The sequence below is a fragment of the Streptomyces sp. NEAU-174 genome (assembly GCF_052665095.1).
The window spans coordinates 253,511-267,935 of record NZ_JBQTCE010000014.1; the positions used below are offsets into that span (position 1 = coordinate 253,511).

Here is a 14,425-nt window from a genome sequence, read left to right on the forward strand (position 1 = left end):
AGGCCCACTGCCCCGCTGCCCTGGTGTGTGACGGCACCAGGGCAGCGGACTTTCCGTCCCACGGCGGCGTTCGGGAACATCGATTCCCTCGCCAACGCCGTCGGCGCGCCGGGAGACCGGTCGATAACCGAGCGTCTGGACACGATCGAGCGCGTCCTGTTCGCCCTTGCCCGGGCGCAGGGCATCGACCCCGACACCGCCCCCTGACCCAGCCCAACCCGATACCTGACCTGTGCGGCTGTGGGCCCCCGTTTTGCTACGGACGGTCGAGCGGAGCTCTTCCGAGAAGGTGGGGGAGTCCTCGATGGGGTGGAGGATCCCGTGCAGGCGTCCTGGGCGTCGGCGATCATGTGCCTTTCGACGCAGAGGCATTCCCGCAGCGGGGGCGCGTACCGAAGCCGGGCAGCAGTTCCTCTTGGCCGTGGACGACGCCCGGGAAGAGGAGGCCCAGCGTCCTGGCTGGGCTTCCTGGAGCGCGCCGGGAACAGGTTGTTCCCCGGCCCGTTGCGCGTGCAGGTGGATTCCTGCGGGGCGGGGGCCTGCATCCTCGGGGCCGCTTTCGATCAGGCCGGATGTCGTGCCGGCGGTGTTCGAGCAGACCGCCGCCCGTCCTGCCCCGCTGGAGCGTGGCCGGCTTCCCTTTCCGCGGGCGCGGTGGGCCGAGCGGTCGGGAACCACACCGCGATCACGGCAGAAGGAGTCGGGGGCGGTGCGGCCGGTTCGGTACCAGTTCACAGACGCTGGGCGACGGCCCAGGTCCGCGTGCGGTCTTCGGTATCGAAGAGGTCGGTGTGGGTGATCATGACCTCGGTGGCCCCGGCGTCGAGATAGCGGCGCAAACCGGTGGCGACGGTGTCCTCGTCGCCGGCGATCAGCAGGTCCGCCGCGCTCGACAATCCCTCGGCCGCGATGACCTTCTGGTAGGACGGGATGCTGTCGTAGAAGCCGAGGGCGGCCGATACGCGGTCGCGGGCGGCTGCGGCATCGTCGGTGACCACCGCGGGCACCCCGGCCACGATCTGCGGGGCCGGCCGCCCGGCCGCGGCGGCGGCTTCGGTGATGGTCGGCACGATCTGTTCGGCGAGCGTGCGAGGCCCGGCGAGGAACGGATTCGTCCCCTCGGCCAACTCGCCCGCAGCGGCGAGGGCCCGCGGACCCATCGCGGCCACCAGAACCGGGACCGCCGGGGAAGCCCCGGCCACGGCCGTCGAGCCGACCGGGCGCGACGCCAGCGTCTCCCCTTCGAAGGCGGTGTCGTCGCCGTCCAGCAGCGGGCGCAGCGCGGTGAGGTACTCGCGCAGGTGCTGGATCTGCGGCGGATACGCCAGGCCGAACTGCGGTTCGAGCACAGTGCGTGCGCCGAGCCCGACACCGAGCCGGAACCGCCCTGCGGTAGCTGCCTGTGCCGTCTTCGCCGCCGATGCGAGCAGCAGAGGATGGCGAGGATACATCGGCACCACCGAGGTGCCTACGTGGACCCTGGGCTCCGCCCGGCCCACCAGCGCCGCGAGTTGGGGCGCGTCGTAATCCGCCCCCTGCCCGAACCACACGGTGTGCACACCGGCGTCGGCCACCTCGTGCGCGAGCTCCACCGCCCGGTCCACAAGGTTGGTCATGCCGGGTTCCTGCGCGAACGTGCCTCCCAGAAACACTCCGACCCGCGTTCCGGCAGCCTCCATCACGAGCTCCTTCGCCTGATCCGGTCCATAGGACTCACGTCGTCTTCATCGCCGCGGTCTCTATCCCGCAGCATCAGCACGGTGATTACAGGTTCTGAAATCACCGTACACCTTGATTGCAGTCTCTGTAATCACTACTCTGCGTGCCATGGGACGATGGCCGGCCGACGCGCAGGAACGGCTACAGGAAGCCGCGATCGAGTTGTTCACCGAGCGCGGCTACGAACGAACGACAGTCGCCGAGATCGCGAAGCGAGCCGGCCTGACCGAGCGCACCTTTTACAACCACTTCGCCGACAAGCGTGAGGTGCTTTTCCCCGATCAGGGCCGGTTCATCGCCGAGGTCTGCGAAGCGGTGGGCGCGGCACCCGCGGAGCGGTCCCCGCTCGACGCGGTCCTCGCGGCATTCACGGCCACCAGTGACTGGTTCGACCAGCGCCGGGACGCGTCACAGCGCCGCAGGCACATCCTCGACGCACATACCGATCTGCGGGAACGCGAACGGGCGAAACTGGCGGCCCTCGGTGAGGCGATCGCCGACGCACTGCGCACGCGGGGAATCTCCGAACCGGCGGCCACGCTGACCGCCACCGTCTCCGTCGCCGCGTACCAACTCGCCTCGGCCCGGTGGCTGGCCGACCCGCAGCACGCCACCCTCGGACACCACCTGCACACAAGCTTCGACGATCTGCACCGCACCGCACGCACCTGGTAGCGCTCCACCGATACCGGCTGTGGCCGTCAGGGCATCACAGAACTGAGCGGGCAGTACGTGGACTGATGTCCGTTTCGCTGTTTCGGGAGGGGCAAGCGCGCTGGCCGCGGCGTCGCCGGGCGGCTACGGCCGCGGCTGAGTGAACAAGCCCTGCTCGGTCTCGACCAGGATGCCGCGCTCGGCCAGTCGTTTGAGCTTGAGGCGGGTGTTGTTGATGTTGTTCGGCGTGACCTCCGTATCCATGTCCAGCAGCGCGATGCCGACGGCGTTCTCATGCGCCGACGCGGCCGCAACGACTACCCCGATCACCAGCCCCGAACGTCAACGGCCAGGCTGCGCTTGCGGCCCGGCACTTTTTGCCGCATCACGCCCCGTCGCCCCTGATGGCCCCTGACCGAGGGACGCGCGGTCTTCCACGCGGTGATCACCGGCTCGACCAGCGCCCACTGCTCGTCGCTGACGTCGGTCTTGTAGGGCTTGCGCTCGCTCACGGCGACCAGCAGCGCTGAGAGGAGGGCGGCCTTGTCGCGGCGCATGCCACGGCCGAGGGTCCGCTGACCCGCACTTCGGGGTGATCGCGTCCGCCCGTCACCAACTGGCTCTGCCCGGACGTCCGGTGATCCACCCGGCCCACTGTCCCGACCATCCGCAGAAGAGTGACGGCTCTCCCGGGCCGCCGCGGCCGAAGTCGGCCGACGACGCCTCCCTCGCGCGAGGTGATCAGACGGGGGCGTGCCCGACCGGCCCGTCTGCCCGGACCTCGTCAGGCGCGACGGGTGTGCCGCGGGAGGCAACGATGGCCAGACAGACCCGATCACGTGTCATCGGCATCGTGTCGAGCCGAACCCCGGTGGCGTCCCGCACCGCGTTGGCCAAGGCGGCAGCGACCGGGAGGAAGGGGCTCTCGCTCATCGACTTGGCGCCCAGGGGACCGAGGGCGTCGGCGGTGTCGGCGAAGTACACCTCCGTCCGCGGCACATCGGCGAACTCCGGGATGCGGTACTCGCGGAAAGCCGCCGTGGTGACGTGGCCCTCCTCGTCCATCACCAACGACTCGTGCATGGCCGCGCCCAGGGCCTGCGCAACACCGCCCTCGATCTGTCCACGGCACTGCATCGGATTGACGACCCGACCGGCGTCGCCCGCTTGGACGCTCATCAGGATCCTGATCTCACCGGTACCGGTATGGACCGCGACCCGGAAGCCCTGGACGTTGAAGGCGACCGAACGCGGGGAGCCCTCGCAGGTGCCGATCGCGCGCAGCTCCCTGCCGGCGGCCTGGGACACCGCCCCGAGCTCGGCGAGCGGGATGCGCACACCGCCGCAGCACACTTGGTCCTCGTCGAGCTCACCGGCCGACCGCTCGCCGCCCACGTGGTCGGCAGCGGCAGCGATGATGCTCTCACGCAGTGACTCCGCGGCACGGGCGGACGCCAGGCCCGCGACCACCGTCCCGGTCGAGCCGAACCCTCCGGTGTCGTAGCCGACCTGGTCCGTATCACTCTGCGCAATCAGAATCCGGTCGGGACTCGTGTGGAGCACGCTCGCGGCGAGCTGCTGCTGCACGGTCGTCGTGCCGGTGCCGAATTCGACGCTGCCAACGGCCAGTTGGTAGCGGCCATCCGGCAGCAGTCCGATCCGCGCCTCGGCTCGATGCCCGTGGGGCGGACTTGTAATCATCATCGCCAGCGCCGTCCCCTGCCCGACGAGCCATTCCTCGCCCGGCGGCGCCTGAACGCCGTTGCCGCGGCGCAGTGCCGTGTCGACGAGGGTCAGGCACTGGTCGAGGCCGTAGCTGCCGATCTCGACGTCATCCGGCTCGGTGCTGAAGCTCACCACGGCGTCGCCCGGCCGGATCACGTTACGTTCCCGGAAGGTGATCGGGTCCATGCCGAGCGCGCGGGCGAGTTCATCCATCGCCGACTCGACGGCGAAGATCGTCTGGCTGAGCCCGTACCCGCGGAAAGCGCCGGAGGGCATGTGGTTGGTGTACACGGCGTACCCGTCGACCTTCTTGTTCGCACAGCGGTAGACGGCGATCGACTCGTTGCACGAGCGGGACACGGTGCAGGCGTGGTTGCCGTACGCCCCGGTGTCGGAGACGACCCGCAACTGCACGGCCGTGAGCGTGCCGTCGCGCCGTGCGGCCACCTTGACGCGGACGCTGACCGGATGGCGGGTGACGGTCGCGGTGAACTCCTCCTCCCGCGTGAACTCCAGCTGCACGGGGCGCCCGGTGCGCAGCGCGGCCAGCGCGACGACGTCCTCGGTGAGCATCTCCTGCTTGGCCCCGAAGCCGCCGCCGACACGGCCGCACACCACCCGTACCTTCTCCGTGGGCAGGTCGAGGAGGGTGCACAGTGCCTTCCTGGTGAGGAACGGCACCTGGCTGCTCGTCCTTACGGTGAGGCAGCCGGACTCGTCCAGCCAGGCGATCGAGGCGTGGGTCTCCAGGTGCGCGTGTTGGATACGTTGGGTGAGGTAGGTGCGCTCGTACATCACATCGGCCGCCTCCGCGAAGGCCGCCTCCACATCGCCGATCTCACCGTGCACCTGATCGGCGATGTTGCGTTTCGCGTGCGCGATGTACTGCTCGGTCCCCTTGTCGCCGTGGAGCACGGGGGCGCCCGGCGCCATCGCCTCCTCGGGGTCGAACACGCTCGGTAGCAGCTCGTAGGTGACGGCCAGCCTGCGGCAGCCCTCCTCCGCGGCTGCCACCGTGTCGGCCACGACGGCCGCGACCCGCTGCCCGGCGAACCGGACGACATCGTCGAAGAGCCGTGTGTCGGCAGGATCGTCCTTGGGGTCCTCATGCCGCCCCGTCGAGTACAGCCGTGGCGGTGAGTCCTCGTGGGTGAGCACAGTGTGCACACCGGGAACGGCACGCGCGGCGCTCGTGTCGATCGCCGTGATCCGCGCGTGCGCGTGCGGGGAGCGCAACAGCTTCATATGCAGCAGGCCATCGACGGGGACGTCCAGGGTGTAGCGGACCGTTCCCGTCACTACCTGCCGGCCGGCGGGCGCCGGCAGGTTCCGCCCGAACGGTTCCCCTCCCGGATCCTGCTCCACTCGTACGATCCCGTGGACGGCGTCCTCGATCGAGCGGTAGCCAGTGCACCGGCAGAAGTTCCCCTTCAGCGCCCTGGGGAGATCCTGCAACTGGGTGGGGTCGAGTGCGGCCACCGTCGTGATCATGCCCGCTGTGCAGAAGCCGCACTGGAAGCCCTGGGCGGACAGGAAGTCGCGCTGGACCGGATGGAGATCCCCGGCGCGGGCGAGTCCTTCCACCGTGGTCACCCGATGGCCGACCGCGCGAAACGCGGGATAGAGGCAGCTGTGCACAGGCTGCCCGTCGACGTGCACGGTGCACGTGCCGCAGTCGCCCGCGTCACAGCCATTTTTCACCCCGAACCAGCCGAGATCCCGCAGGTAGCTCCGCAAACACTGCCCGGGGCGCGCTGGTTCGCTGAAGACCTCACCGTTCACCTCGATCTTCATCGGCCTCGCCCACCGAGTGATGACAGTTCTGACCGAATCTCCTCGGCGAACCGGAGAGTCATGTGGCGCCGCCACGCCGGTGCTCCGTGCACGTCGCGGTGGTAGAGCTCCGGCGGGATCGCCTGGTCGAGGGCGGCGTGAAGCTCGCCCGGCCCGGGTATCCCGCGGAAGGCCAGCTGGACCGGACGCACGGTCGACGCGGTCACTGTCAGCACGAACGTACCGTCGTCGGGTGACCGCCTGCCGATGACCAGTGCGGCGGACCGGTCCTGCGGGGCCGACGAGATCCGACGGAAAGCCGTGTGGCAGCGCAGCGCGGACGCCGGCAAAGTGATCGAGCGCAGCAGCTCACCGGGTCTGAGTACGTTGCGCTGCGGACCAGTGACGAAGTCGGTGGCCGCGACCTGTCGGTCGCCGCCTTCGCGGGTCCAGATGGTGCAGACGCCGTCGAGAGACGCCATGAGCGAGATCATCGAACCGGTAGGCAGTGACAGGCAGAGGTTGCCGCCCACGGTCGCCTCGTTCCAGACCTTGAACGAAGACAGCAGCGCCTGACGGCACTGGTCCAGGAGGGAGGTCGCAGCCCACTCCGCGGGCGTCGGGATGTCGACGAGTCGCGCGAGCGTGCACGTCGCGGCGATCTCCAGCCCATCGGCGTCGGTCTTGAACGGTGCCCAGCCGAAACCTCTCACGTCGATGAGCCGGCGCAATTCCGGTTGCGGCTCGGAGAACAGCCACGTGCCGCCGGCAAGCCAGGCGTCGCCTGCCTCCCACGCCGACTGCTCGGCACGGGTAGGTGCCTCGACGACCGTCTCGATGGTGTTCAGATCCATTCGGAACCCTGAGCGCGAGGGAATCCTCGGTGCCATTCTAGTCGCAGCGAGCAGACCACCGACGGGTGGCAGGCCGAGTACGCCCTGCGCGTCGGCGCGGAAGGCGCGATCAACCAGGTCCTCGATGCCACGGGCCTGCGCCGAACCCGCTACCGCGGCCTGTCGAAGGTCACCCTGCGGCAGGCCTGCTCCGCGACCGCGACCGCGATCGCACGCACCACTTATGGCAAAGGAGCCGGAGCGCGACTATCTGATCCAGAATCGACCCACATTTACCGAATGCCGTGTTTGCCAGCCGGTGAGACGCGCGTTCACAGTGGCCGGTGCAAGGAGCTGAAAAACAGGCCCACGCCCGTCTGGGCAAGATCAACCGGATGCGCCAACCAGTGTTACGGACACGATGGCTCTGCCGCCACCTCGAACCACACCGTTTTTCCCCGGCCGCTGGGCGAATTGCCCCAGCGGTCTGCCAGCGCATCCACGATGAGCAACCCGCGGCCGCTCTCCGCAGGATCGCCGTCCTGTAGGGGCGAGGTGTCCTGCCGCGCCGGGTGCACGTCACTGTCCCGCACCTCGACACGCACACAGTCCGAGTATCCGCGCACACACACATGCACGTCGGTGGCGGCATGAATCAGCGCATTGGTGACCATCTCGGATACCAGTAGCTCCATCTTTTCGGCTACATGGCCCATCTCCCACTCATGCAGCCAGCCATGGACGGCGGAACGAGCGCGATGAGCACCTCGCAAATCATTCTGCGTGATTTCAAGCTGACGAATGCGCGCATGCGCAGGAGGGCCCTCAAATTGCAGCAGCAGCAGCGCTGCATCATCGGTCATGCGATTGCTGCGGCGGCGGATCAGCTCGTCTGCCAGAGTTTCCAACTCATCAGCACCGGAGGATTTAATAGCGGCCTCCATGATGTCCGACTGGGTTTCCTCTTGACTGATCACTCCATCGGTGTGGAGGGCCAGCAGTGTGCCCGGCTCCAAAATGGCCTCGGTCACCATATATGAGCTATCGGGATCGACTCCCAGTGGTACACCTATGTCCAAGCCGGAATTGGAATTCCAATAGCAACCCGCGGGATTGCGGATTATAGGCGGTTGATGTCCGGCGGTTGCGAGCTGAGCGACGCCGGTATCCAAGTCGATTTGCATGCATGCGCATGTGCACATCAAATGACTGCTCTCCCAGAGAAAGCGGTTTATCCGCCCCAGGATGGTGCCGGGGTGGTGGCCCTCGGTGGCGTAGGCTCGCACGGCCGCCCGGAGCTGGCCCATCACCACAGCGGCCTGAATGTCGTGCCCCTGGACGTCACCGACCAGCGCGGTGACGCTGTGCTGATCAGGCAGTGTCACCAGGTCATACCAGTCGCCGCCCAGGTCGATCCCGCCGGTCGGCACGTATCTGGACGTGCTGCGGATGCCTGCACACTGCGGCAGCACCCGCGGCAAGAGGGTCCTCTGAAGCTGCTGTGCGAGGGCGTGTCGGGCGCCTTCCGCCGCCGTGCGTTCCAGCGCCTGTCCCAGCAGCGTGGCCAGCGCAAATGGAGCGGTCTTCGAGATGCCTGGCTGCTCGCTGCCGATCGAGCAGGTGCCCACCACGACCCCGCTTCCCCCCAGGAGTGGCAGCACCATCCAGGCGTAATCGTCACGGTCCCCGGTCCCCACCCGGCCGCGTGTCAGTGCCGCTCCCGGTGCATAGGTCAGTTGCCTCCTGTGCGCCACTGCCCTCGCCTCGGGCGTTGAAGCACTGATGAGCAATTGCCCTTCCAGCTCCCGCAGGAACAAGTGCGAGCAACCCTCGGCAGCGGCAATGACGAGCCGGTCACCCTTTACCTGGGTCACCGCCATCGCGTCCGCGTCCACCGCGGACATCACCCGCGCGCAGGCCAACGCGGCAGCTTCCCGGCCGTCCGACACCAGGTTGAGCTGCACGGCGAGCCGATGCAGGTGATAGACGAGCGGCGCGTTGTCAATGGCCGCTGCTCCTTGGCCCTCGGCCAGCCCGGACTCCGCGGCGTGTACCAGCGGCACGGCCGGGGGAGTCATGGGCACCCGCTGGGCAGCCAGCTGCTCCAGCTCGCGCCCCAGCCTGCCGGACACCTCCGCGAGCTGCCGCCTCTCTTCTGCTGTCGGCTCTCTGGGGCCATTGATCCAAAACGCGGTCATCACCCCTATCCTGCCGACGGGGGCCGAAAATGCGGTAAAAGGAAACGGCATGGAAATCGCCTCCTCGGGATGCTCTCCCAGGAAATCGATCGAATGCGCCGTCGCCGTGTCACCGGACCGATAAGCGGCCGCCGTCGCATATACCGGATCATCTGCCGGTATATGCTCAATAGGTCCCACTCCGAGGGGGCTAACCACCACTGCTGTGGCTATCAGCATCAATTTCGGTGGTTCCTGGCGCGCAAGATACACCGTCGCCGCCGAAGCTCTCAGCGCGTGTACGACATCCTGTGCCGCGGTGGCGAGCAGCCTATCCCGTACATCCACACCCATAGGTGTCTCCAGGGAACCCATGAGTCCTCCCAGTCAAAGCCCGCTTCACCACAAACAGTACGCCCACATCACGTCCTGGTCCTCGGCCTCAAGTTTCCCGCTGATCTGGACAGCCTTAACAACATGAGCAAGCGGTACTCGGTGGAGTTCACGCGTGTGCCGTCGAACGGGCCCTGGGACGAGGAGGAAGTGAACTACTTCCCGGACGGACCGGTTGGAGGACCCCGCGCTCATGGATGCGGGGCAAGACAGCTGCCGGGCCTGTCGAGTGTCGGATCGCGCTCCCGAGCGCGCTCCCATGGGAGCACGTACGTCCAGGTTCCGGGCGGTGATACCGGTCTGGGACAAGCCCTTCAGGAGGGGCCTCGCCGACACCTGCGGGTACAGAATCGGCGAACTGATGCGCACCGCAGGCCGGGCCGTGGAACAGCGTTCTTCCGTGACCCCGAGCGCAGCCGCTTGAGCAGAGTGGACGAGGAGATCGCCACCTATGAAACAACGGGCGTCTGAAACAACGGGCGTCGATCGGGCCCTGTCCTGCACGGTCGGCCGCCCTTGCTCGGACGTGACTCTCATGCGGTGGTCGTCTTCGGGTAGTGCGGACGCAGAGCGGCGGCGGCGATACGGTCGAGCATCCGGTCCGGCAGTACCCGCGACAGGCGGGTGAGCAGGACCGCGTCCCGGCCGATGGTGTAGCGCGTGCGAGGCTTCCTGGCGGTCACGGCCTTGGCGATCACCCGGGCGGCAGCCTCGGCGGACGAACCGCCGGTGGTGCCGGCGGCGGTCAGCGCCATGACCGCCTGGATCAACGGCCCGTAGCGATCCCGGTGTTCCGGTGACATGGCCTCGGCCAGCCGGCCCGTGGTGGCGATGCCCCGGTCGCCCATCTCGGTGCGGACGCCACCGGGTTCGACGACCACCACGCGCACACCCAGCGGCGCCAGTTCCCGGCGCAGCGCGTCGCTGACCGCCTCCAGGGCGAACTTCGTGCCCGCGTAGGGGCCGAAGGTGGCCATGGCGATCTTTCCGCCGACCGAGCTGATGTTGACCACCCGGCCGCAGTGGCGCAGCAGGTCGGGCAGCAGTGCCTGGGTGACGGCGACGTGACCGAACAGGTTGACCTCGAACAGTCGGCGCCACTCGTCCAGCGGCAGGGCTTCGACCGGGGCGTTGACGGAGATGCCGGCGTTGTTCACCAACGCCCGCAGCGCACCTGCCTGCGAGTCGACGCGGGCGGCGAGCTCGGCGATGTGGCCGGGCTGGGTGATGTCGAGGATGACCGGCTCGACGCCCGGGGCGCGGAGCGCGTCGGCGTCCTGGACGCGGCGGACGCCGGCGAGGACGTGAAATCCCTGACGGGCCAGCTCGCGGGCGGAGGCCGCACCGATCCCGGTCGAGGCTCCGGTCACGACAACGCAACCACGGGTGTCCCGCGAACTTTCAGATGACTTTGTCACCTGAACGACGGTAGGGCGCCTCAGATGACAGTGTCAACTGTAGAATGATCGGCATGGTCAGCCGAGTGGAATCCGCTGCTGCGACGCGGCGCGCCTTGCTGGATGCGGCCGCCGCTCTGCTCGACAGCGGTGGTCCGGGCGCGGTGACGTTGCGCGCGGTCGGGGCGCGCGCGGGAGTCACTCGTGGGGCGCCGTACCGGCACTTCCCCGACAAGGACAGCCTGCTGACCGCCGTGGCGGCCGAGGCCCTGGACCGGCTCGCGGATCAGGTACGGGCCGTGCGCGCCGATCCGCGGGTGTCCCCGGCCGACAAGCTGCACAGCGGCCTGTCCGCGCTGATGACGGTCGGCCGCCGTCAACCGCACCTGTACCGGCTGATGTTCACCTCCCCGGCCGGCGACCCGGCCGCGGTCCACGCGGCGAATCAGGCGGGCGATCGCGCGATGGGCGAGTTCCTCGCCATCGTCGGCGGTGTGGTCGGCGCAGAGCACACCCGCCGATTCGCACCGCTGCTGTTGACCAGCGTGCACGGGATCACGGACATGGAGGTCAACGGACACTTGTCCGCGGACAAGTGGCAAATCACGGCCGAGGAACTCGTCACGACCCTGGTAGCCATGATCGACCGACAGGCCCACAGTGGATAGCCGTGCGTCGAGCGGCAATGCACTGCTCCCGTTGTCACGCGAGTTCTGCCTGCCGGACGGGGGCTACTGGCCCGTCTCGGCCCACTCCTCCCGAAGCCGCTACCTCGTGGTTGGAAAGTGGTCGCCGCATAGCCGGTGGCGAGCTCGTTGCGTAGCGCGATGGATGTCGCCAGTGCTGGGTCCGGCTGACGTGAGGTCCTGCGGCGGATCCCTGTCGGCATGAGGACCGGTCCGAAGACGGGCCCCCTCGTTCGCGGGCAGGGCAGCTACCTTTCGGGACAATTGCTTGCGCCCGTCAAGGTCTGGGGTTACGCGAAGAAAGCGGTGAGTTCCCGCACGATGTCACCAGGGCGTTCCTCAGCGAGGTAGTGACCCGCTCCCTTCAACTCGACGTAGCGTGCGTCTGCCGCCAGTCCCTCCATCTGCGCGAGAAGGAGCTCGTAGTACTTGCCGCCGATTCCGAGCACGGGCATGGTCAGTACCGGGTAGTCCCGCAGATCGGCTATGTCCTGCTGAAAGGTCTGGTACCAGCCGTTCCCCGCGCGGATCGCATCCGTCGTGTTGTACGCGGCGGCGTAAATGGCGCGGGTCTTCTCGCTGAAGGCTTTGGGGTCCCCGCCCTGGAAGTCGATCAGCCAGTCGACAATAAGCCGGAACCGCCCCTCAACGAGTTGCTCGGGCAACCGGTCGAGCACGTTGAACGCGAACCACCACGGTGCCGGTTGGCCCGGCTGGGGCAGCATGCGTATTTCGTTGAATACCTCGGTGGGATGCCCGGCCTCCCACAAAGCGACCTTCCGGGTCGCTTCGGGGTGGTTCGCGGCGAAGCTGTGCGCCACCATCGACCCGATGTCCTCGCCTGCGATATACGCCTGGCTGTGTCCGAGGGTGCGAAGCAGCTCGTAGATGTCTCGGGCCATGGTCTTCTTGTCGTACCCGTCCGCTGGCTTGTCGGAGTCGCCCATGCCGCGCAGGTCCGGGGCGATCACCCGGTAGTGCCGCGCAAGCGACGGCATGATCTTGTGGAACTGGTACCAGGTGCGTGGCCACCCGGGGAGCAGGACCAGGGGGTCACCCTGGCCTCCGATGACATAGTGCAGCCCCGTGCCGTTGACTTCAGCGAAGCGGCTGGTGAAACCTTCAATCATTGGTGTCCTTACTTTCGTTGTCCTCGGGGCCGCGGTTGCGGTGCCGGCCGACAGTGCCGCAGAGAGGCAGCGCATAGGCGGCTGCCTCGACGGGCGAGCCGAAGGGTGCGTATCCGGTCTTGATCTCGGTGCGGACGAGCGCTTCGGAGACGAGGAGACCCGGCCCGTCGGCCGGTTCGAGGGCGGTCATGGCCCTGGGTCGTGTCAAAAACGGTGGTTCGGGGTTGTTGAATAACCCGAGTCTGTGAAGGGGTCTTTGAAGGCCCTGCGGGGTCCGGGCGGCCCGCAGGGCGATCTTCATAAAACGAAGGTTTTTGGACGACCTGGCAGACAATCAGGCGGCCCGTAGGGCGTGACCTGTCGCAGTGAAGGTTGAGCGAGCAATCCGCGCAGATGGCCCGGACGGGCCGCCAGATGCAGCCCTAGCCGGCCAGCTGCTCCCGCACCGCCTGGGCATCGATCAGATAGTTCATCTCGTAGAAACGCCCGTCACGAACCTTGTGGAAGGCGTACTCGGCATACTCGACCGTGACGCCGGTGGGGGGTACGCCGAACCACTCCTTCGCGGGCGTGCCCCTGTTGAACAGACGGGCCGCCACTCGATCACCGTCGATGGCGACATCCTTGACCCGCCAGGTGAAGTCGGGGACCGCGTCGACATGGCCCTTCTGGGCCGCAATGACCTCGTCCCGCTTGACCTGGGAGCCGTTCATGATGACCTCGTCGTGGACGAACTCGGTCATGCGGTCAAACTCATGCGCGTTGAGCGCATCGATGTAGCGCTGGAAGAAATCGCGCAGTTCGGTGTCAGACATGATTGCCTCTCAGCCCCCGGATTGGGGTGTATTCGGATGGCATTGAAGTGCGATGCCCTTCCACGGTCTCGCCGTGGCGGCCGTCGCTGAAGGCAGGAACCTCGACTGTGGGTACCTCTGCTCTGGGCAGCCCGGACTTCACGTCGCGCCCCAGGGTGCGGCGCCGCAGCAGTGTCCCTGGGCGACTTGCCGGTTCGGTCGATCAGCGCGGGACGTACGTGCGCCGGGCTCGCCGTGTGTGAGCTGAGCGCGGCGGCGCCCTTCCCCGGTTGTCCGATTCCCTTGTGTCACTCGGCGGTCCGGTCAGATCTGGTTCATTCCGCCGTCGACGTAGAGATTGGCGCCGTAGACGAAGCTGCTGTCCGACGAGGCGAGGAAGGTCACGGCGGCGGCGATCTCGTCCGGGTCGGCGACCCGCTTGGGGGGCAGGCCGGCCGCGGCGGCGTCCATCATCTCCTCGGCGCGATCGCCGAAAGCCGCGTCCCACATCGGGGTGTTCACCGGGCCCGGCGAGATCGCGTTGACCCGGACACCCCGGCTGCCGAGCTCGTCGGCCCAGGCGCGGGCGTAAGCCCGCACAGCCGCCTTCGATGCTCCGTAGGCGCTCATGCCCGCCGCGCCTGACTCGGCGGCGGTGGAGGCGGTGAGGATCACCGAGGCGCCGTCGTTGAGCAGCGGGAGGGCCTTGTGCACAGTGAGGAAGGTGCCTTTGACGTTGATGTCGAAGACCGTGTCATGGATGTCCTCGGTGAGCTCGTCCAACGTCGCGATGTGGTTGATGGCCGCGTTGGCGAACAGCACGTCCAGGCCCTGACCATGCTCCCGTACGCGCTTGTACAGGCGGTCCACGTCGGCCGCGACGCTGACGTCACCGGAGACCGCGGTGGCGTTGCCGATGGCGGCGACGGCCTTCTCCAGCTCGGTTTCGCGCCGGCCGGTGATGAACACGTGCGCGCCCTCGGCTGCGAGTCGCCTCGCAGCCGCCAGGCCGATCCCGGTGCTGCCGCCGGTGACGACTGCGGTCTTACCCTCAAGCTGCCCCATGGCCGTGACCTCCACAAATTCATGTACCGATCGATACCGAATGAGACTGTAGCACCTTCAGAACCGATCGGTACAAAAG

The 14,425-nt window shown here is 67.7% G+C and carries 12 protein-coding genes and 3 pseudogenes; 4 read left to right on the forward strand and 11 right to left on the reverse strand.

The window, feature by feature from the left end; genetic code table 11:
- Positions 1-27: 27 nt before the first annotated feature.
- A complete protein-coding gene (locus tag ACT2CW_RS35360) occupies positions 28-207 on the forward strand; it encodes a hypothetical protein (protein ID WP_445519489.1) in 180 nt (59 codons plus the stop codon).
- Between the two features lie 524 nt (positions 208-731).
- On the opposite strand, the gene ACT2CW_RS35365 is transcribed toward ACT2CW_RS35360, so the two are convergent.
- Positions 732-1,679, reverse strand: coding sequence for a TIGR03564 family F420-dependent LLM class oxidoreductase (locus ACT2CW_RS35365; protein ID WP_445519490.1), 948 nt, complete (start codon positions 1,677-1,679; stop codon positions 732-734).
- Positions 1,680-1,827: 148 nt separating this feature from the next.
- On the opposite strand from ACT2CW_RS35365, the gene ACT2CW_RS35370 reads away from it, so the two are divergent.
- Positions 1,828-2,394 carry a TetR/AcrR family transcriptional regulator gene (locus ACT2CW_RS35370; RefSeq protein ID WP_445519491.1) on the forward strand — a complete coding sequence of 189 codons (567 nt, stop codon included), beginning with the start codon at positions 1,828-1,830 and terminating at the stop codon, positions 2,392-2,394.
- Positions 2,395-2,625: 231 nt separating this feature from the next.
- On the opposite strand, the pseudogene ACT2CW_RS35375 reads toward ACT2CW_RS35370, so the two are convergent.
- From ACT2CW_RS35375 to ACT2CW_RS35390, 4 genes and pseudogenes are all read right to left on the reverse strand, one after another.
- A pseudogene (locus ACT2CW_RS35375) lies at positions 2,626-2,822 on the reverse strand (transposase); the annotation flags it as partial.
- Positions 2,796-2,885 (reverse strand): annotated as a pseudogene (locus tag ACT2CW_RS35380) (IS5/IS1182 family transposase); the annotation flags it as partial. The pseudogenes ACT2CW_RS35375 and ACT2CW_RS35380, both read right to left, overlap by 27 nt.
- A 229-nt stretch (positions 2,886-3,114) precedes the next feature.
- On the reverse strand, positions 3,115-5,892 hold the full coding sequence (locus ACT2CW_RS35385) for a molybdopterin-dependent oxidoreductase (RefSeq protein WP_445519492.1): 2,778 nt from the start codon (positions 5,890-5,892) through the stop codon (positions 3,115-3,117).
- Positions 5,889-6,725, reverse strand: a complete 837-nt coding sequence (locus ACT2CW_RS35390) for an FAD binding domain-containing protein (RefSeq protein ID WP_445519493.1) — start codon at positions 6,723-6,725, stop codon at positions 5,889-5,891. Before ACT2CW_RS35390 ends, ACT2CW_RS35385 begins: the two co-directional genes overlap by 4 nt.
- Positions 6,726-6,773: 48 nt before the next feature.
- On the opposite strand from ACT2CW_RS35390, the pseudogene ACT2CW_RS35395 reads away from it, so the two are divergent.
- A pseudogene (locus ACT2CW_RS35395) lies at positions 6,774-6,929 on the forward strand (transposase); the annotation flags it as partial.
- A 185-nt stretch (positions 6,930-7,114) separates the two neighbouring features.
- Here ACT2CW_RS35395 and ACT2CW_RS35400 read toward each other — a convergent pair.
- Entirely contained in the window at positions 7,115-9,256 is a 2,142-nt protein-coding gene (locus ACT2CW_RS35400) for a SpoIIE family protein phosphatase (protein WP_445519494.1), read from the reverse strand.
- Between the two features lie 551 nt (positions 9,257-9,807).
- Positions 9,808-10,644, reverse strand: a complete 837-nt coding sequence (locus ACT2CW_RS35405; RefSeq protein ID WP_445519495.1) for an SDR family oxidoreductase — start codon at positions 10,642-10,644, stop codon at positions 9,808-9,810.
- Positions 10,645-10,736: 92 nt separating this feature from the next.
- Here ACT2CW_RS35405 and ACT2CW_RS35410 point away from each other — a divergent pair, with 92 nt between their 5' ends.
- Complete coding sequence (locus ACT2CW_RS35410; protein WP_445519496.1) at positions 10,737-11,339, forward strand: TetR/AcrR family transcriptional regulator; 603 nt, start codon at positions 10,737-10,739, stop codon at positions 11,337-11,339.
- A gap of 308 nt (positions 11,340-11,647) precedes the next feature.
- Here ACT2CW_RS35410 and ACT2CW_RS35415 read toward each other — a convergent pair whose 3' ends face one another.
- From ACT2CW_RS35415 to ACT2CW_RS35430, 4 genes are all read right to left on the reverse strand, one after another.
- Positions 11,648-12,487 (reverse strand): alpha/beta fold hydrolase, encoded by an 840-nt coding sequence (locus tag ACT2CW_RS35415; RefSeq protein WP_445519497.1) that lies wholly within the window; start codon positions 12,485-12,487, stop codon positions 11,648-11,650.
- Positions 12,480-12,677: a hypothetical protein gene (locus tag ACT2CW_RS35420; protein WP_445519498.1), complete on the reverse strand. Its 198-nt coding sequence runs from the start codon at positions 12,675-12,677 to the stop codon at positions 12,480-12,482. The genes ACT2CW_RS35415 and ACT2CW_RS35420 overlap by 8 nt, the downstream gene beginning before the upstream one ends.
- 232 nt (positions 12,678-12,909) lie before the next feature.
- A complete protein-coding gene (locus ACT2CW_RS35425; protein ID WP_182468031.1) occupies positions 12,910-13,302 on the reverse strand; it encodes an ester cyclase in 393 nt (130 codons plus the stop codon).
- Positions 13,303-13,605: 303 nt separating this feature from the next.
- Positions 13,606-14,346 carry an SDR family NAD(P)-dependent oxidoreductase gene (locus ACT2CW_RS35430; protein WP_445519499.1) on the reverse strand — a complete coding sequence of 247 codons (741 nt, stop codon included), beginning with the start codon at positions 14,344-14,346 and terminating at the stop codon, positions 13,606-13,608.
- Positions 14,347-14,425: the final 79 nt, after the last annotated feature.

Bases quoted from the DNA above. Each gene is read 5' to 3' on its own strand.
- ACT2CW_RS35385 (WP_445519492.1), bottom strand. From the start codon at position 5,892: ATGAAGATCGAGGTGAACGGTGAGGTCTTCAGCGAACCAGCGCGCCCC.
- ACT2CW_RS35365 (WP_445519490.1), bottom strand. From the start codon at position 1,679: ATGGAGGCTGCCGGAACGCGGGTCGGAGTGTTTCTGGGAGGCACGTTC.
- ACT2CW_RS35390 (WP_445519493.1), bottom strand. From the start codon at position 6,725: ATGGATCTGAACACCATCGAGACGGTCGTCGAGGCACCTACCCGTGCC.
- ACT2CW_RS35400 (WP_445519494.1), bottom strand. From the start codon at position 9,256: ATGGGTTCCCTGGAGACACCTATGGGTGTGGATGTACGGGATAGGCTG.
- ACT2CW_RS35430 (WP_445519499.1), bottom strand. From the start codon at position 14,346: ATGGGGCAGCTTGAGGGTAAGACCGCAGTCGTCACCGGCGGCAGCACC.
- ACT2CW_RS35420 (WP_445519498.1), bottom strand. From the start codon at position 12,677: ATGACCGCCCTCGAACCGGCCGACGGGCCGGGTCTCCTCGTCTCCGAA.
- ACT2CW_RS35410 (WP_445519496.1), top strand. From the start codon at position 10,737: ATGATCGGCATGGTCAGCCGAGTGGAATCCGCTGCTGCGACGCGGCGC.
- ACT2CW_RS35370 (WP_445519491.1), top strand. From the start codon at position 1,828: ATGGGACGATGGCCGGCCGACGCGCAGGAACGGCTACAGGAAGCCGCG.
- ACT2CW_RS35425 (WP_182468031.1), bottom strand. From the start codon at position 13,302: ATGTCTGACACCGAACTGCGCGATTTCTTCCAGCGCTACATCGATGCG.
- ACT2CW_RS35415 (WP_445519497.1), bottom strand. From the start codon at position 12,487: ATGATTGAAGGTTTCACCAGCCGCTTCGCTGAAGTCAACGGCACGGGG.